The organism is Dyadobacter chenhuakuii (genome assembly GCF_023821985.2).
Taxonomy (GTDB): domain Bacteria; phylum Bacteroidota; class Bacteroidia; order Cytophagales; family Spirosomataceae; genus Dyadobacter; species Dyadobacter chenhuakuii.
This window is the reverse complement of record NZ_CP098805.1, coordinates 213297-232503: the sequence shown is the minus strand read 5'-3', so window position 1 is coordinate 232503 and position 19207 is coordinate 213297. Positions and strand designations below refer to the sequence as shown.

Annotated in this window: 16 protein-coding genes; all 16 read left to right on the top strand. The window is 39.7% G+C overall.

Annotation, left to right across the window (positions count from 1 at the left end; all coding sequences use genetic code 11):
* The first annotated feature begins 511 nt into the window (after nt 1-511).
* The 16 genes from fcl (at nt 512) to NFI80_RS00945 (ending at nt 19204) form a co-directional block, all read left to right on the top strand.
* Entirely contained in the window at nt 512-1456 is a 945-nt protein-coding gene (gene fcl / locus NFI80_RS01020) for a GDP-L-fucose synthase (RefSeq protein WP_235164381.1), read from the top strand.
* A gap of 56 nt (nt 1457-1512) precedes the next feature.
* Nucleotides 1513-2655, top strand: coding sequence for a GDP-mannose 4,6-dehydratase (gmd, locus tag NFI80_RS01015; RefSeq protein WP_235164380.1), 1143 nt, complete (start codon nt 1513-1515; stop codon nt 2653-2655).
* Between the two features lie 22 nt (nt 2656-2677).
* A complete protein-coding gene (locus tag NFI80_RS01010; RefSeq protein ID WP_235164379.1) occupies nt 2678-4144 on the top strand; it encodes a lipopolysaccharide biosynthesis protein in 1467 nt (488 codons plus the stop codon).
* 12 nt (nt 4145-4156) lie between these two features.
* Complete coding sequence (locus NFI80_RS01005) at nt 4157-5164, top strand: nitroreductase family protein (protein ID WP_235164378.1); 1008 nt, start codon at nt 4157-4159, stop codon at nt 5162-5164.
* The gene (locus NFI80_RS01000; RefSeq protein ID WP_235164377.1) at nt 5161-6348 is read left to right on the top strand and encodes a polysaccharide pyruvyl transferase family protein; all 1188 of its coding nucleotides are present in this window, start codon (nt 5161-5163) and stop codon (nt 6346-6348) included. Before NFI80_RS01005 ends, NFI80_RS01000 begins: the two co-directional genes overlap by 4 nt.
* The gene (locus NFI80_RS00995) at nt 6315-7499 is read left to right on the top strand and encodes a glycosyltransferase (RefSeq protein ID WP_235164376.1); all 1185 of its coding nucleotides are present in this window, start codon (nt 6315-6317) and stop codon (nt 7497-7499) included. The genes NFI80_RS01000 and NFI80_RS00995 overlap by 34 nt, the downstream gene beginning before the upstream one ends.
* A 33-nt stretch (nt 7500-7532) precedes the next feature.
* Complete coding sequence (locus NFI80_RS25610; protein ID WP_275978146.1) at nt 7533-8171, top strand: acyltransferase; 639 nt, start codon at nt 7533-7535, stop codon at nt 8169-8171.
* Between the two features lie 68 nt (nt 8172-8239).
* Nucleotides 8240-9433: a hypothetical protein gene (locus NFI80_RS00985; protein WP_235164375.1), complete on the top strand. Its 1194-nt coding sequence runs from the start codon at nt 8240-8242 to the stop codon at nt 9431-9433.
* Entirely contained in the window at nt 9430-10614 is a 1185-nt protein-coding gene (locus tag NFI80_RS00980; protein WP_235164374.1) for a glycosyltransferase, read from the top strand. Before NFI80_RS00985 ends, NFI80_RS00980 begins: the two co-directional genes overlap by 4 nt.
* 16 nt (nt 10615-10630) lie before the next feature.
* Nucleotides 10631-11833, top strand: coding sequence for a glycosyltransferase (locus NFI80_RS00975; RefSeq protein ID WP_235164373.1), 1203 nt, complete (start codon nt 10631-10633; stop codon nt 11831-11833).
* On the top strand, nt 11830-12375 hold the full coding sequence (locus NFI80_RS00970; protein ID WP_235124403.1) for a WcaF family extracellular polysaccharide biosynthesis acetyltransferase: 546 nt from the start codon (nt 11830-11832) through the stop codon (nt 12373-12375). Before NFI80_RS00975 ends, NFI80_RS00970 begins: the two co-directional genes overlap by 4 nt.
* A gap of 18 nt (nt 12376-12393) precedes the next feature.
* The gene (locus tag NFI80_RS00965) at nt 12394-13368 is read left to right on the top strand and encodes an NAD-dependent epimerase/dehydratase family protein (RefSeq protein WP_235164372.1); all 975 of its coding nucleotides are present in this window, start codon (nt 12394-12396) and stop codon (nt 13366-13368) included.
* 40 nt (nt 13369-13408) lie between these two features.
* Nucleotides 13409-14677, top strand: a complete 1269-nt coding sequence (locus NFI80_RS00960; protein WP_235164371.1) for a WcaI family glycosyltransferase — start codon at nt 13409-13411, stop codon at nt 14675-14677.
* A 31-nt stretch (nt 14678-14708) separates the two neighbouring features.
* Nucleotides 14709-16154 (top strand): capsule assembly Wzi family protein, encoded by a 1446-nt coding sequence (locus NFI80_RS00955; RefSeq protein WP_235164370.1) that lies wholly within the window; start codon nt 14709-14711, stop codon nt 16152-16154.
* Between the two features lie 30 nt (nt 16155-16184).
* Nucleotides 16185-17192, top strand: coding sequence for an SGNH/GDSL hydrolase family protein (locus NFI80_RS00950; RefSeq protein WP_235164369.1), 1008 nt, complete (start codon nt 16185-16187; stop codon nt 17190-17192).
* Between the two features lie 377 nt (nt 17193-17569).
* On the top strand, nt 17570-19204 hold the full coding sequence (locus NFI80_RS00945; protein ID WP_235164368.1) for a DUF1800 domain-containing protein: 1635 nt from the start codon (nt 17570-17572) through the stop codon (nt 19202-19204).
* Nucleotides 19205-19207 lie beyond the last annotated feature (3 nt).

The window sequence follows — 19207 nt, the reverse complement described above, 5'->3', positions numbered from 1 at the left end:
ACACAAATTTAAAGTTGTATTTAAGTACAAAATACAATTTTAAATTTGCACCATATTGAAGATTGAATTATTTTCAGAAAAGCAAAACGAAATGTATTATTATACAAATCGATTTGATATAAAATCGTCACATTCTCTCAACGTTATATGAACAGAACATTCTTACACCTAAGCGGGTATCGATATTCGCAGAGTCTTGCTACTCTTTTCCGGAGGCCCCCCGGATGTCATCCAGCCTAATTTCTAATAATCATTTATTTCTTCAGACATGACATTGGCAGTAGTCGAACTTGCTATGTCGGCTTGTTCACGTGCGTCGGTTTTGAAAAAAGGAATTAAGTGATTGTATCAATATATAGCCAGAAAAGTATCTGACCTTCAAATGCCAAACAGATTGAGTGACCTGTCAACATTGTGAGTGCACCCTCGAAACTTCAATCATGGCTTTACTTATCAGGCTTTTTGAGTCATCAAGAATCGAATATCAGAAAACTATTGAATCTGTAAACGAATGGACAAATTATCTAAAATATATGTAGCTGGCCATAGAGGCATGGTTGGGTCAGCCATTACGAGAGCATTACGGAAAAATGGATTTGAGAATATTCTAACCCGTACCTCTTCGGAGTTAGATTTGCGTAGCCAAGCAGCGGTTGCAGATTTTTTCTCCCAAGAGAAGCCTGATTACGTGTTTTTGGCAGCGGCAAAAGTTGGTGGAATTGTGGCGAACAACACCTATAGAGCTGACTTCATTTATGAAAACTTAATGATCGAGGCTAACATCATTCATCAAGCTCATTTGAATAATGTTATTAAGCTTATGTTTTTGGGTTCTTCCTGCATTTATCCCAAAATGGCTCCTCAACCTTTAAAAGAAGAGTATCTGCTTACAGGAGTTTTGGAAGAAACGAATGAACCTTATGCAATCGCTAAGATTGCGGGAATAAAACTATGTGAAGCGTATCGAGATCAATATAACTGTGACTTTATTAGTGTAATGCCTACAAATTTGTACGGCTATGGTGATAATTATCATTTAAATAATTCGCATGTATTACCGGCTTTAATCCGGAAATTTCATACAGCGAAAGAAGAAAACCAACCTTTTGTGACAGCGTGGGGTACAGGTTCGCCTATGAGGGAGTTTTTATTTGCCGATGATCTTGCAGACGCTTGCTTATTTTTGATGCGGACTTACAGCGGCAAAGAATTTGTAAACATTGGTACCGGGCAAGACCTTTCAATAAAGGACCTAACTACACTAGTTGCACAAGCTGTGGGTTATGAAGGAGAAATAAGATGGGATACATCGAAACCTGATGGTACGCCTAGAAAATTGATGGATGTATCTACCCTACATGGGCTAGGTTGGCAACACACAATCCAACTAAAAGAAGGAATAGATCTGGCATACAATGATTTTTTACAGAATCAAGAGTTGTACGCTGTTAACTGAGCCTTATGCTCATTGTTTAAAATATATTAAATCAATAGTCATTAAACTTAAAAAAGATGTCAAAAATAGCGTTGATCACTGGTGTAACCGGACAGGATGGTGCATATCTTACTGAGCTTTTGTTAAGCAAAGGATATACCGTGCATGGCATTAAGAGACGGAGTTCTCTTTTCAATACTGATCGTATCGATCACCTTTATGAAGATCCACACGTCACTGACGCTAGATTCAAATTGCATTATGGTGATTTGACAGACTCCATGAACTTGACACGCATAATCCAGGAAGTGCAACCGGACGAAATTTATAATTTGGCGGCAATGAGCCACGTGCAGGTAAGTTTTGAAATACCAGAATATACAGCAAATGCTGATGGTATAGGAACGCTTCGAATCTTAGAAGCTGTCAGACTTTTGGGCTTGACTAAAAAAACTAAAATTTACCAGGCGTCAACGTCCGAACTTTATGGCTTAGTGCAGGCTGTCCCTCAGTCTGAGACAACCCCATTCTATCCAAGATCACCCTATGCAGTTGCAAAAATGTACGCATACTGGATCACCGTGAATTACAGAGAAGCTTACGGAATGTTTGCTTCTAATGGAATTCTGTTTAATCACGAATCTCCATTAAGAGGCGAAACGTTTGTTACCCGCAAAATTACCCGCGCCGCAGCCAAAATTGTATTGGGGCTGCAGGATTGCCTGTATATGGGAAATATAGACGCCCAGAGAGATTGGGGACATGCGAAAGACTATGTCGAAGCCATGTATTTGATACTTCAGCAGGATACATCAGAAGATTTTGTTATTGCGACCGGCGTTACTACCCGTGTTAGAGAATTTATCAGGAAGACATTCGCGTTCCTTGGTGTTGAACTACAATTCACAGGCGCGGAATCTGATGAAATTGGTACAATAGCATCTGTGGATAGTTCTCGGTTGTCAGAACTTGGCGTTGCAAATGGCCCTCACTTGCAGCTTGGTACAACGGTGTTAAAAATAGATCCAAGATATTACCGTCCGACAGAGGTTGAACTGCTTATTGGCGACCCAACTAAGTCACAGGAAAAATTGGGATGGAAGCCAAAACATACTTTGGATACATTAATAGAAGATATGGCATCGTCAGATCTTCGCTTATTTCAAAAGGATCAGTTGCTGTTGAAAGAAGGTTTCGGCGTAATGAATTTCTTTGAATGATCACTTTCAGGCAGAATTAAGGATGAGCAACTCAAAAAGCCAAGTCATTAAGGGGGTATTCTGGAGTGGTTTACAGCTGGTTATTAATCAGTCACTAACATTCGCCATCAGGCTTGTGCTGGCCAAAATACTTTTTCCGGAGCAGTTCGGCGTCGTAGGAATGGCTACTGTTTTCACCGGTTTTGTCCAGGTTCTAAATGACATTGGTATTGGTGCAGCCCTTATACAACGGAAAGATCAAAACCTAAGAAATGCCCATTTCCACACTGCATTTTGGACAGGAGTGCTATGGTCTACGTCACTATACCTGCTGATCAGTTTTGGGTTGTCCGGTTTTGTAGCTTCATACTATAACGAACCAATCATAAAGGATCTCATCCCTGTTCTCAGTCTTGGTATTCTTTCAAGCCCTATTAATTTAGTTCATAAAGCGCAGTTAACTAAGCAAATGAACTTTAAAAAGATGGCTTTTATAGATAATATAGCCAACGTCACTTCCGGAGTCATCTCGCTGATCCTTGCTTTTGCAGGATTTGGCATCTGGTCGCTTGCATTTAATTCTGTGGCCTCTATTGTTATCGCAATGCCATTATATTTCTGGGCAACGAAGTGGACTCCCAAATTCATTTGGGAGACTTTGGCCTTTAAAGAGATTTTCGGATTCGGAATGCTCACAACTTTGACAAGCATTGTTAATTATATAATTGGCAATATCGACTATCTTATCATTGGCAAATTACTAAATGCTACCTTATTAGGTTCTTACACATTGGCATTTGTATTAACTGATACTTTTCGAAATAGGTTGACAACAGTAATGAATACAGTACTTTATCCACTGTATGGAAAAAAACAAAACGACTCCTCTGCGGTAAAGCGATACTACTTAAAAGTGATTGAATACAATTGTATTATAATATATCCTATTATGCTATACTTTGTTGTATTCAGCGGACCATTTATATACCAAGTATTTGGAAGTAAATGGGTTGACACCATCGACCCATTAAAAATACTTGCCGGTTCAGTTTTGTTTTCTATGATGGTAAATAGCAATACCGTGCTGATAAGAGGATTGGGCTTCGCTAAATTAGAACTACAATTGCAAATAGTAAAAGCATTGATCTTTTTACCGTCATTGGCTTTTGGAATCTACTACGGGGGAATTAATGGAGCAGCCTGGGCAGTTTTAGCAAATAAAGTGTTTGCGGTTTTATTAGCGCAGTACACCTTCAATAAGTTGCTAAGTCTGAAAATTTCCTCAATGGAATTTTGCAAAGCATTAGCGACACCCGTTCTTGCTACCCTTGGTTCCGCAGTGGTTGCTTATACCCTTTTATGGTATGACATAAATTATATCGTTGCAGCGCTCATTATAATACTAGTTTATGCAGCATTGATTTGGCTAAGGATGAAATCCGAAATTTTAGCTACTATTCGAGACTTCAGGAAAGCAAAAGAGCAGCCCGAACTGATAGTTGGGGCTTGACAAAATGAAATTATGATAAAAAAAGTCAAAAGTATAACAAAAGCACTTACTTCATTTGCAATGAGTAAGTCAACAAGCATTTGGCAGTTTAAGACTTTACACCAGTTACGATTTAAATTTGCTGCTTTAAAGCATGGAATTGAATTAAATACTAGTGGACAGTCGACTCTTTTCAACCTAAGAAGAAACATTCACCGACTGGAAAAAGGTTTGTCTTACCCGGTTGCAAAAGAGGTGTTTGCCGAAGACTACATTGTAGAAACAATACAGTTTTTAAAATCAGCTATCTCGAAGGATGTAATTGATGACGATACCTTAAATTGGGCTATATCTGTCTTGAAGCTTTACTTCAAAACCGTCAAGCTAAGTGACAAATTAAAACTGATCAAAAACGATTTTGAGCAAATATCAAGTTCTTTTGACTACGTCAATTCAGTACCATACCATTCATCGACCCGCCCGCCAATAACTGTCAACTATGAAGATCTTCTTAGTCTTTCAGTCCGCAGAAGGAGTGTTCGGTACTTTCATCCGGAACCTGTTGATATCGAGTTAGTGCGGAAAGCTTACGAGATTGCTAAATACGCCCCTAGTGCCTGTAATCGTCAGGCGTTCCAGTTTCTGTTCTACAACGAAAAAACTATTGTTGATAAACTCGCTGCGATACCGGGTGGGGTGTCTGGATATTCTCTGCCGTCAATAATGGTCGTTCTAGGGCGGTATGACGGATATTTTGACGTGCGAGACATCAATGCTCCGGTTATCGACTCAAGCTTGAGTATTATGAGCTTTTTATATGCCGCGGAAACTCTAGGTATGGGGACAGTTTGCATTAACTGGCCAAACCTCCCTGACAGAGAGGCTCAGTTGAGGAAGGTTTTAAATATTGATAAAAGCGAGATAGTTGTTATGATGATTGGCTTGGGATATCCACTCGATGATGGTAAAATACCTTTTTCAGCTAAGCGTCCAAACAAATCGGCCTTACTTTTTAACGAACGTAAAAAATTATCTGAATGAACATTTTAATAACCGGAGCTAATTTCAGTAATAAAGGTGCTCAACTGATGCTTGAAAGTCTTGTCTTTTCGGTCGGAAAGTTCATACCTAATACAACCATAGTAGTAAGTCCGTTACTAGGAAATGATGATAAGCTCAAGAAGCTTGGAATAGAAAAGCTTAATTATCCATTATATCATTATGGTAATGGGAAGAATTTCGACTATTTGCTAAAATATCCATGGTTTTTTTCTCTGCTGCTGAAACTGAAAGGAAAGGTTGCAAAAGGGACTATTGAATTGCGGGACATTGATGCTGTTTTTGACATCTCCGGATTTGCGTTCGGTGATAAGTGGGGTTCGTTGCCTTTGTACAATTTGGCAGTATTCGCACGTAAGATGAAAAGCCAAGGAACTAAGTTTATCCTGTTTCCCCAGGCCTTTGGATCTTTCGAGAAAAGCGGAATGAAAGAGTCTATTACCAGAGTTGTTAGTGAGGTAGATTTGTTGATTGCAAGAGACAGACAATCTTATACTTATATTACCGATACCGTAAAAACTGAGCAAAGTAATATCAAGTTATATCAAGATATCACATTAACTTTTTACAAAAAGATAGCAATAGAAGATGGGCAAATCAACTTGCCTTTTGTTGCGATAGTACCTAATGAGCGAATGCTTGATAAGGCATCCGCAAGTTGGACAAACAGTTACGTCGACACTATGGCTAATGCCATTGACTTTATATTAAAGAAGAGCGATTTGAACGTACTCTTGTTGATACATGCACAAGGTACTAGTGGTGATGCAAAGGTAGGCAAGGATATTGTTGCAAAATTAGATAGCTCGTTGAGCAAACGGGTGACGTTTTTTGTAGAAGAGGATCCCGTTCGACTTAAATCAATAATTGCTAAGGCAGAATTTATGATCGGATCACGTTTTCATGCTCTTGCATCAGCACTATCATCAAATGTTCCTTCTATTGGTACTTCCTGGCTTCACAAGTATGAAATGTTGTTTGAAGACTATGGCTTAAAAGAATTTAGTTTTCTGGAGCCAAGTGATTTAATATTGTCAAAAATTGAAGCATTGCTTGATCACGAAACAAACAATAAAATCAGGAAACAGCTCACAGAAATTAATTCAACGCTTGCTTCTTCCAGCGAACGTATGTGGCAAGAAATAAAAACGGTATTAAATCAATGATGTCCGATCCCAGGAGAAAAATTCTTTACGTCCACCATAGTGGAAATCTCGGAGGTGCCCCTAGGAGCTTATCCTTCTTGATTGACAAAGTGGATAAAGAGAAATATGATGTTTCGCTGCTATGTATTGCAAACGGGCCAGGACTGGACGTTTTTAAAAATATGCCCATTAACATTATTTTAAACGAGAAAATTTTCCCCTTTCACGGTTCTACAGTTAGTGGAATGACGCTTAAATTGTTTTTAAATAATTTTGTACGAATCCCGCAATCTTTTATCCAGACGATTAAGGTAATTAAAGAAGTTAACCCTAGCCTAATTCATCTGAACTCTTCCTCTCTTTTTATTGTGGCAATGGCTGCAAAATTCTTAAATATAAAAATAAAAACTGTTTGCCATATTAGGGAACCACTTCTAAAATATTCAATTTCCGCATTGTTGATTAAGTATTTTTGCTATTTTTTTGTCGACTATTTTATTGCGATTGACTCCTATTCAGGTGCTAGCATGAAAGTTAGAGACAACATGAAAATCATTTATAATGCTGTAAATTTTGAACAGTATAACCCATTAATTAACGCTAACCTGATAAGAGAGGAGTTAAGTCTGCCTTGTAAATCAGTCTTATTCTTATATCTCGCCCGATACAGTTCCAGCAATGGAACCAAATTACTGGTTAAAGCTGCAAAAAAGCTAACTGCAAAATATCCGAATTTTCATTTTGTATTGGCAGGTTTAAAAGATAACGCAAAAGACAGGTACACCCTTGATGTAGTGGAAAGTGTAAAAGACAATGGCCAGATACATTTATTTCCATTTCGAAGTGATGTACCTCAGCTCATCGCGTCTAGTGACATAATGGTGGTGCCGTTTAAGGAGCCACACTTTGCCCGCTCCATTGTGGAAGCATGTGCCATTGCCAAGCCAAGCATTGGAGCGAACGTTGGAGGGGTGAATGAATTAATTATTGACAAGAAAACTGGCTTGCTGTATAATACGTTGGACGAACTTTGTATCTGTTGTGAAAAGCTTGGAACAGATGTAAAATTAAGGAAGGAAATGGGTAATGAGGCCAGAAAAATAGCTGTCGAAAGATTTGATAATGCGGTAAACTCAAGGAGAGTTTTTAATATCTATGATGAGCTAATCTAAGCGATATTCAATTCAATAACTTCCGATCAGGCAATGCAACTTTCAAGAGATCTGAAAAACAAAGTATTACAGCTCCTTTATTGTTGGAGATACCCTAGGGATATTGTCTATTCGTTGCTTAAAATAGGTTATTGGAGCTCTACGTGGCGCCTTTATGGAACCCCCGTTATTTTTGTTCACCCAAAGGCAAAGCTAAAAATTGGAAAAAACTGGATTTCATGCAGTGATCCAAAGTACAATTCTCTTGGTGTGAATCAGAAAGTCACAATCAAAGCAATCAAGCCGCTTGCTTATATAAGTATTGGTGACGATGTCGGGATGTCAGGGGTAAGTATATCCTGCTTTGAACAAGTAACTATTGGAAGTAGAACACTGTTAGGAAGTGGGTGCGTCATAACCGACAATGACGCTCATTCTATACATCCTGATTTTAGGACAGACCCAAGATATGTGCCAAGTAAGCCAGTTTACATTGGTGAAAATGTGTTTATCGGTGCTCGTGCAATTATATTGAAAGGAGTGACTATAGGTGAAGGTGCAGTTGTTGGTGCCGGTGCGGTAGTAGTTCGGGACGTGCCGGCTATGGCTATTGTAGGCGGTAACCCCGCGAAAGTGATTGGAGATGTTCGCGATCCAAAGTTTAACCCTGAACCTCCCGCTGTTGTAGGCTGAATGCATTGCTATCTTTCCAAGCAATAATACTTGGCATAATTAAGACTTTGATCCTAATCGTATATAATATGAAAAAGGCAATATCCAATATCATCATCCTCCTAATTTACCTCACTCCATTTTTTGGAATTAATGAGGTATGTACCTTTCTTTTGATAGAATCTCCTCTGCCTATTATTTATTATAAAGCTCCCAAAGAAGGCCTGCTTGTGATTTTGCTAATCCTGGCTTCCATTTATCATATAAAAAATGGGATTCCCCGCCATATCTTTTTTGTACTTCTTTGTCTATTGTCCTTTACCGTAATTGTTTTCATTTTCTCATCAGGAAACCTGTTTACAGCCGTGGCAGGTTTAAGATGGAGCTTACCTTTTTTCACGTCTATCTTGTTAATAGGATTAATTGATCTAAATCTTTTAAGACGTTTGGCACTCGCTATGTCTATTTTTATATGCTTTAATTTCTTTACGCAAATTTACGAGATGTACAATATGCCTGCAATCCGAGGCTTCAACCAATTTGGTCTATCCGGTCGTGTTTCAGGTTTCTTCTCAAATGCTAGCATGGCGGGAGTTGTGGCATGTTTCACATTCTTCCTTGTTCGTTACTTTGCCGCATTCGGGTCTAAGGCTAAACTATTTATATATTTAATATGCATTGCCAGTGTGTTCCTCTCCATGTCTTCAACTGGAATTGCGGTTCTTATTTTACTGCTCGTTTCTCCCCTATTTTTGAAAAGTTCGCATAAATTGGCATGGATTCTGGGGACTATACCAGTTGGTTTAGCGTTATTTCTTAATCTCGATTTATTAAGCGGACGGCAGGAAGGTTCCTCGGATATCTCATTTTCTACCAGAATAGATATTTTCCTTCGCCAATTCACAAATGTTGAGCTGATATCATCAAGATTCGGAGAGGCTACAAACACTGCTGTTAACCTAAATAAGAACTTATTTTCTAACGGAGACGCTTACATTTCCGATTCGCTTTTTACAAGTATGCTGACAAACTACGGGCTGATATTTTTCATAGGCTTTCTGATCATTCTGTTTATGCTTGTTATGTATGTATTGAAAAAGGAGAAAGATGATTTGACTGTGTTTTTTGTCATGAGTTTGTTGTGTTCCATTCCCTTGATTATTGTTGAGATTTACCCTGTAAACTTAATTATATCGGTTATGATTGCTTACTATACTACTCCACAGCTTGTGAAAAAGAGACGGGTATTTTACCCAACAAGCCCAATAAATCAATATTCATGATTGTTCTAGTTGCACCATATACGGGATATAATAAATCGGGCGATGTTCATTTGGGCGCGTCGAAGAAAATTCGCTTTGTAATTTCCGTCTTGTCTAAACTTTCAAATGACATAATCCTAATCAATTCCGCTCACAACGCTCAGGAAAAAAATGCGTTAGTAAAGCGAAAAATTGTAATTGACGGAGTATCACTTACTGAAATATTGCCCCCAACAATACAGCGCAGAGCGGTTGGAAAACTACTAAATCTAGTTAATATAAATGAAGTTGTAGAACAACTTGGAATTGAGGAGCAAAAGGGAAAAGCACCAGAGTTATTTTGGTTCTATAATGCGTACGCATTCGAGATGTTGTTTGCCAATAAAGTCTCAAAAAAATACAAAGCCCCATTAATACTTGAATTCGAAGATTGGCATTTTTCTCGCAATCGTGGCGGTAGTCTTAAGCCATGGATCGATTATCTTTTTTGGCGCATAAGTATCGGCAAGTTTGAAAAGGTTTATGCAATTAATGCTAACGTCAGGAACATTGTCAGACCGCTCTGCTCTAACGTATCACTGTTGCCAGGAGTCGTTCCAAAAAGCTTAGCCATTATCGCACAGAATAATGCGCCTTTTGCCAAGAGCGGAGGAGCTTTGAAGATTGGATACTTTGGAGGTTTGAGTAAAGAAAAAGGTGCGGATATTGTCCTGGCACTTCCTGATATGCTGTCGTCCAACTTTGTATTGCATGTAACTGGATCCGGGTCTCTGTCTACATTATTCACAGAACAAAGCCATAAGACTCCTGACAAATTGGTTTATCATGGCATGGTTGACGATAAAGAATTAATGGAAATCATCGCTGACTGTGACATCATTTTGAATCCTCATACCCCCATTGCAGAGTTTAAGGACGGCCTGTTTCCGTTCAAAGTGATCGAGTCTATTGCTAGTGGGCGAATGCTCATATCTACCGAATTGTCTTTCACCGGTTTTGAAGAGTTGGCCAAGGGCACATTGTTTGTTGATCATTCAGTAAGCGCATTTGCAAAAGCTATAACTGAAGCCAGGTCCTGGTTTGAAAAGAATAAAACTGACATCGAGGAATCTTCATCGAAAGCAATCGCAATGTTCGGAGAAGAATCGATAGTTGGCTATTTAAAACAACTTATCGAAACCAAAACTGGGCATATTGCTTGATATAAATTGTGATTTGATGAAAATACTAAGAGTTATACCCAGTATGGATCCTTCTATTGGAGGCCCGTGCCAAGGAATCAGGAATTCGATTCCCGAGCTTACAAAGTTGGGTATTGAAAATGAGGTGGTTTGTATGGATGCTCAAGATGCCGATTATTTAGGAATGGATTCATTCCCTATTAAGGCATTGGGCCCATCCAAAGGACCATGGGGTTATTGCGAAAAGCTCATTCCACATTTAGTATCAAATTTTCACCTTTACAACATTGTCATTATCCATGGTCTTTGGCAATATCATAGCTATGCCGTTAACAAAGCCGCCGCTATCTACAAGAAAAAATTTCCTAACAAGGCCACTCCTATTATTTATGTAATGCCACATGGCATGCTCGATCCATGGTTTCAAAAAGCCAAAGAACGGCGGATCAAAGCAATAAGGAACTATTTTTTCTGGAAGTTCTTTGAAAGCGATGTGGTCAATAATTCGGATGGCGTGTTATTTACCTGTTTGGAGGAATTACGACTTGCCAGGCGTCCATTCAGACCATATCGTCCAAAAAAAGAAATTAATGTTGGATACGGGATCATTGCTCCGCCAGCATACACAACCGATATGGACATCGCATTCCGGAGTGCTTGCCCTACTTTGGGGGACGATGCGTATTTGCTATTCCTAAGCAGGATCGACCAGAAAAAGGGTGTTGACTTACTTATCAAGGCCTACTTATTATTAAAACAAAAAGGAATATCATTACCAAAGCTGGTCATTGCAGGACCTGGAATGGAGACATCTTACGGAGATCAACTTCTAGTCCTGGCTTCAAATACCACTGATATACTATTTCCGGGAATGCTGCGCGGAAATGCCAAATGGGGAGCATTTTACGGTTGCGAAGCATTTATTCTGCCAAGTCATCAGGAAAATTTTGGGATTGCCGTGGTTGAAGCAATGGCTTGTGAGAAGCCTGTCCTCATTTCTAATCAAATTAATATCTGGCGTGAAATAGACGCAGGAAAAGGAGGAATGATTGAGCCCGATAATGCATCCGGAGCCGCAAGTCTTATTATGCGTTGGGTTGCGCTATCGGGTGCTGAAAAGCAAATAATGGGTAAAAATGCTTCAAATACTTTTCAAGAACTTTTTACTACTGAAAAGGCTGCAAAACAAATGTTTCAGCAAATCCTGCAACCAGCTAAAACAACGAATAAGTTATCATGAGTTATCAGGATTTAAGCAAGTTTTCTGTCCCAGCCCATTTTCGTGGGAGGTCTAAAATAGTTGTTCAGCTTTGGTGGATGATACAATCATCTGCCTTCTCCTGGTCTCCCCAGGTCTTATATGGGTGGAGAAGGTTTCTCCTAAGATGTTTTGGAGCCAAGATTGGCAAAAACGTCTTAATCAGATCAACAGTTAAAGTAACATATCCATGGAATCTGTCGGTAGGCGACAATACATGGATTGGTGATGATACTGTGCTTTACAATTTAGGTAAAATCAGTATAGGCCAAAATGTAGCGATTGCACATAAAGTGTATTTAAACACAGGAGGGCATGATTACAAAGTTGAGTCGTTTCCCATATTTAGTGAAGAGGTGATAATAGAGGACGAGTGCTGGATCACTAACGACGTATACGTTGCTCCCGGCGTTAGAATTGGTAGAGGCTGTGTGTTGGGAGCAAGAAGTACCGTATTGCAAAACATGCCATCGGGGAAAGTTTGTGTCGGTACACCGGCCAGACCTATTAAAGACAGGATTTAAAATATATCATTTGTATTTATGGCCAAATATCTGATTACCGGCGGGTCTGGTTTCATTGGGACTCATGTAGTTCAAGCTTTGATAGCAGCAAATAACGACGTTTTAAACCTTGATAGTTTCAGCCCAAAAAATCCCGCCCATATTGCCTTTTGGAAAAATGTGGACATTCGTGATAGATCGGCGCTTATAAATGCTATAACCAGCTTTCAACCGCAGTATGTGATTCATTTAGCTGCCAGAACTGACCTCAATGGTGAGACTTTGAGCGACTATAGTACAAACTCAGACGGTGTAACCAATTTACTAGACGCACTGGATCAAGTTGCTGATCTGCAAAGGGTAATATTTGCGTCTTCCATGTATGTATGTAAACCAGGTTACAGCCCTAAAAGTGATTCCGATTACTTGCCACATACTGTCTATGGCGAGAGCAAAGTTTTAACGGAGAAAATTATAAAGGCTAGAAATCCTGCCTATACTTGGTTAATTATACGGCCAACATCCATTTGGGGGCCTTATTTTGGAGAGCCGTATAACCTATTTTTTAAAATAGTTCTATCTCGAAAATACTTCCACCTTGGCGCTAAGGCATGCAAGAAGACTTATGGTTTTGTGACAAACGCTGTATTTCAAATTACAACATTAGTCGATGCTCCTAGCGACGCAGTAAACTCAAAGGTGTTTTATATTGGCGATTACGAGCCTTATGACATTACCCAATGGGCTGATGAAATAGCTGATATAGCAAACATAAAAATCAGGACCGTGCCTTTTTTCCTATTCAGGTCAGCAGCAATATTTGGAGACATATTGAAAGCCATTGGTATTAAGTTTCCTATGACCTCCTTCAGGCTACGAAATATGACAACAGACAATATCCATGATTTAAGACCTATACAACTATTAGCCCCAGTACTTCCCGTAAGGCGCGTAGATGGTAGCAAAGAAACGATTGAGTGGCTGAACAAGGAAGAAAAAGGGATATCTGCCTGACGTATTTACGATGGTAATGCAACTAAACTGAAATTGAATAATGCGAATTTTAATATACGGCATTAACTACGCTCCGGAGTTAACAGGAATCGGTAAATATACTGGTGAGATGGCGTCATGGCTGGCTGATAAAAAGCATAACGTTTCAGTCATTACAGCTGTGCCTTATTACCCTGAATGGAATATTCACGATAATTATAAAAATACTTTTTGGAAGAAAGAAACAATTAAAGGCGTCGAGGTCTATCGCTGTCCACTTTATGTACCTAAAAAGATTACGTCCCTAACCAGGATTATTCATGAATTTTCGTTCTTGATCAGCAGCTTACCGATATGGCTTAAACTCCTATTTGCGAAAAAATATGACATTGTCATTTGTGTTTCTCCCCCATTCCATCTGGGTTTTATGGCTTTGATCTATTCAAAACTTAAAAATTCAAAACTAGTTATTCATGTTCAGGATTTACAGATAGATGCTGCGAAGGAACTTGGAATGATTCGAAATCCATGGCTTTTAAAAGTTATGTTCCAACTTGAATCGTTTCTTTTAAAAAGCTGTTCCGCCATATCAACCATTAGCCCCGGAATGCGGAGGAAGATTTTATTGAAGGGATTCCCGTCTTCAAAAATAATGCTTTTCGCGAATTGGGTCGATGAGAAAGTAGTACATCCGGTTTCAAAGGAGAATTCACTTCGCAAACAATTCGGGATCGAATTGGACGATAAAGTAATTCTTTATTCAGGAAATTTGGGAGAAAAACAGGGGTTGGAACTTATTATAGAGACGGCCGCCCTATATAAAAACAGGAGCGACATCAAGTTCTTGATAGTGGGTTCAGGTGGAGGAAAATTAAAACTAGAAACAATGGTTGCGGAGTTGAATGTAACCAATGTAAGTTTTCTTCCACTGCAGCCAATTGAACAACTGTCTGCGCTTCTCGCTACAGCAGATCTTCATCTTGTATTACAAAAGAAGTCTGCCTCAGACCTAGTAATGCCTAGCAAGCTAACAGGGATTCTTGCAGCAGGTGGGTGCGCTATTGTCACAGCATTTCCAAATACGTCACTTTATGATACGGTAAAACGTAACAATCTGGGAATATTGATAGAACCTGAGTCTGTAGCCGCTTTAAAAAATGGAATTGACCTGGCTTTGACGTCAGACCTTACCATATACAGGACCAACGCGCGAAGATATGCAGAGGACGTGCTAACGAAAGATAAAATTCTTCAATCTTTCGAGGATAAATTGATTCACCTTATACAAACATCACATGTATTATCCCAAGTTCAGACGGAGAGAGCATAATATAAAATCTGTTCTAACCCTTGCAATTGTGATGTCGACGTTTGGATTTTTGCATGGACAGGCAGAGTTAACGTCGGTTGATTCAACCAGGAAAAACATCCAATACAGTTTAAGAGGAGGTGTTACAGCTGCTACTGCCACACAGACCCCATTTTGGCTGCGTTCGAACCAATTTGGAGTAGTGCCGGAAAAAAATCCCAACGTATTTCTCTCTGGCAGCATTATGTCCGATTATACCAAAAAAAATTGGGATTGGGGTTATGGAATTGACACGTGGATAAATCTTGGTGCAAGTTCAAGTGTAATTGTTCCGCAAGCATATATAAAGGCGAAATACAAACGTTTTGAAATTCTTGGAGGAAGGGAAAAACAAATTATTGGAATCGTTGGCGATTCATCGTTGACCAGCGGGTCGTACATTCAGTCAGGGAATAGTATACCTATTCCTATGATCCAAATTGGTTTCACTAACTATGTTCCTTTACTTAAAGGATTGGTTGCCTTTAAGGGCTTTATCAATCACGGATGGTTTGATGCCAATGCAGTTGTGCGAAATCATTACTCGCATCAGAAAGCGTTTTATTTAAGGTTCGGAAAAGACAAATGGCCAGTGGCAATTTCCGGTGGATTCAATCATAATGTGCAATGGGGCGGTACTGTGATAACATCTAACCGATGGACTGTTGGCAAAAAAAATCCCCAAGACTGGATTGACTATTGGTATGTATTTACCGGCAAAAGCATTCCTACCTTTGGCTACGTTGATCCCACAAAATATGACTTAATAGACAGGGGTAACCGGGTAGGTAATCATCTTGGTTCTATTGATGTTGCCCTGGAAATACGATCGGCAGATTGGAATCTGATGTTTTACCGACAATCGTTTTATGATGATGGCTCTTTGTATCAAAAAGCGAACATCCGCGATGGCCTGAATGGTGTCACCCTCAAGCTTCGTAAACCAAGTTCGTCAAAGATTTATCTTAGGTCTCTTCTTTTCGAATATTTATATACTGTAAGCCAGGGTGGCAACAGCTTCGATCTGGACGGTGGGCCAAGAGGAAGAGATAATTATCTTAACCACACTCAATTCGAAGGATGGGTCTATCAGGAAAATACAATCGGCACTCCCTTTATCACTCCAAAGATTGCTACACGACAAGATCTGCCACAACCATCAGTATATTTCTTTTCTAACAATAATAGGGTAAAAGTCTTTCATGCGGGTATTGCTGGCCAAGTCAACCAAGTGAGTGTCGTTGCGAAAGTATCATACTCTAAGAATCTGGGAATTTATGATCGCCCTTTTCCGGAAGGTATAAATCAAACTTCTGCCATGCTTGATCTAAATTTCCCTCTTCGATTAGGTACAATGCGAAATCTTAATGGAAAGATTGTGCTTGCATCAGACATTGGTAAATTATACAAAAACTCTACCGGCGTAAGTATTAGCGTTATTAAAAGGGGATTTCTTTGATATCACTATCATTTGCAAATAATAATGCCTATGAAAAAGAACATATACACAGATCCAGCTATACTAAGCAAAATTGAAAGAAGAAGCTTCCTTCAGCTTGCCGGATTCTCGGCGCTAAGTTCGTTTTTTCTGGTGAGCTGTGAAGGTGATGATCCAGGACCTGCCCCAAGTCCGGAACCGAAACCAGAACTTGATAAAACACTTGCATTCTTCGGTGACAGTTTGACTGTTGGTTCTGGTGGATCAGCCTCATACGGAACGGCTGTTGGGAAAAGTCTCGATAACCGTCCCGTCTTTATAGATGCAATTGGAGGTCAAAACAGCGCTCAAATAGCTGCTAGGCAAGGTGGGTTGCCGTTGAAAATTTCTGTTGAAGGAAATGCATTCAGGGGAGCTGAGACCATTCCTATAACCAAAATATCAAACGAATTCCTTTCCACGGCAGCAACGGTAAATCAGTTAACTAGGAAGGTGACTGTAGCTGGCGTTAAATGCACCATTATCCGAAATGGTAAGGGTAATCCAACTGTGGAGACTTACAGAATAAGGCCTGATGTTGCCAGTACAACGGCGGTACCAGAGGACTCGTTGGTAATCCTTGAAAATGCTGAAAAAGCAAAAACTGCTACTCAGATTCTATGGTATGGTCGCAACGACGTTGCCGGTGCAACAGTGATTTCAGACATCCTCTCTAATATCGAACATAGTGTTGCTTACATCGCTGAGCCTAAAAGATTTATTATTCTCGGAGTGTTGGCTGGCCTCTTAGAAACTATGACCACTGATCGTTATAAATGGATTTCGGAGCTAAACTCGCACTTAGAAGCTAAATATGGCGATATGTATGTGCCAATGTTACCACCAACTACTACTGAAATGACGGCTGTCAACTATACTCCGACGGATCAGGATAAAGTTGAGATCGAAAACGGAGTTTTTCCGATGGGATTACGAGCAGATCGCACTCACTTGAATAACGATGGCTATCAAATAGTTGCCAATCGGGTTATATCCAAGATGAAAGAACTCAAGTATTAAACCGGGAAACGAAACGGATGTTCGATCAGCTTCATAGAGGCATTGCAAATAATTAATTAAACAAGGCGCCATACGCCAGTGATGGTCGGAAGAAATTCCGGCCATTTTTTTTGGCAGTAATGATCTAGTTAAATAAGAGTTCACGGCTAAATCCAGGCCACTTCAAAATGGAAGCCTACATCTGGTAGGGCGATTTATCCAAGGCCATAATTTTATCTGGTGCTCAAACTAGAAAAAACTTTTGTAACACAACTTTATTATCACAGTATTATTACAACTTTCATTATATTTGTAGAGTTAATTCTATATTATATTAGAATAATATTTGTGTTTTTAGAACACTTCATATCAACAGTAAAAGCAAAATCAACGCAAATATGTCGTACCTGGACGTATATAGTGAACAGCTTACCGCCAGTACAGCTGCTCATTTATTGAGAAGAGTCACCTTTGGCCCAACGAATTCCGAAATAGCTGAGTTTACAGGGCTTACGGCTACGGAGGCTGTTGACAAATTAATCAGCAACTCCACATATGCCGCATCTCCGCCGCCGCCGGTTGAAATGGACGAAACCAGACCAAATGCTGGCCAGCTATTTCTATCAAATCCTTACGATGCAACTCGGACATATGATTATAGTATGTACATCAAATACTGGTGGATTGGATTAATGTGCAAGCAGGACGGGAAGCCGTCCGTTTTGGAAAAATTAACGGCCTTTTGGCAGAATCATTTTGTGGTGGCGCATTCTAGTGTAGGTGATTACCGACTGGTAAACAGATATATCCGGTTCTTACGGGCAAATGCGCTTGGGAATTTTAGAACCCTTGCGGTCGGTATTACGAAAGACCCTGGAATGTTAATATTCCAAAATGGAAGTGAAAATACTAAGGCGCATCCAAACGAAAACTATGGCCGTGAATTACAGGAGCTTTTCACAGTCGGACAAAAGGACTTTCAGGGAAACGATAATTATACAGAACAAGATGTTAAAGCAGCCGCCCGGGTGCTGTCGGGATGGCAAGTTCCAAATTATAAAAAAGCCGGCTCAGTAAGTACAGATCCAGCCTTTAATTTGACACGACACGACACTTCGGACAAGGTCTTTTCATCCAAATACAATGATACGGTTATAAGAGGCAGAAATGATAACACTGCCGGAGACACCGAAGTAAATGAGCTTATTGACATGTTGCTCCGTCATCCGGAAATGCCGAAACATATTTGTAGAAAGCTCTACAGGTGGTACGTAAATCCGAATGTCACCCCAGAAATTGAAAGTCAGGTCATTGTTCCTTTGGCGACCTTTTTTGCCAGTTCCCAAAACAATTTCGCAATAACTCCTGTCCTTCGAAAGTTGCTGACAAGTCAGATTTTCTTTGCAACTAACAACATAGGGGCAATTCTTAAATCTCCCGCAGAATTTATGATTGGCACACTCAGGATGATCAATCAGCCTATTCCAAATATTACAACTGAGTATGCAGCATTTTTTAAAGTCATGAACTATCTGTATTGGAACATGACAACAATGCAACTTAGCTTCCTGGACCAGCCATTAGTTTTCGGCTCCGTCCCCTATTATCAAACCGGCTTTTCTAAAAATTGGATAAATGGGACGACGCTGGGATTAAGAGGGCAGCATTCTGATGGATTCGTTGTCCCATGGATGGAAATCAAGCCCGGACAAATGCTGGGCATTAATTTTATTCAACGCTTGACTGCTCTTCAACCAAATTTTTCTGACGTCACCGGTACTCCTCCTATTTCGATTGATGTGGTCTTCAAAGATTTCTCCAAAAATCTTTTTGCAATTGAGTTAAGCCAAAGTCAACAAAACTTTTTAATAGATACAATTATGATGAGAGGCATTCCGCGAACCTCCTGGGATAGGGAATGGAATGCGTATCGTACTACGCCTACCGACACTTCGAAAAGAAACACGGTCGTATCAAGATGCCAATGGCTGGTTAAACATATGTTCAGGATGGCTGAATACCAAGTTTTTTAATTC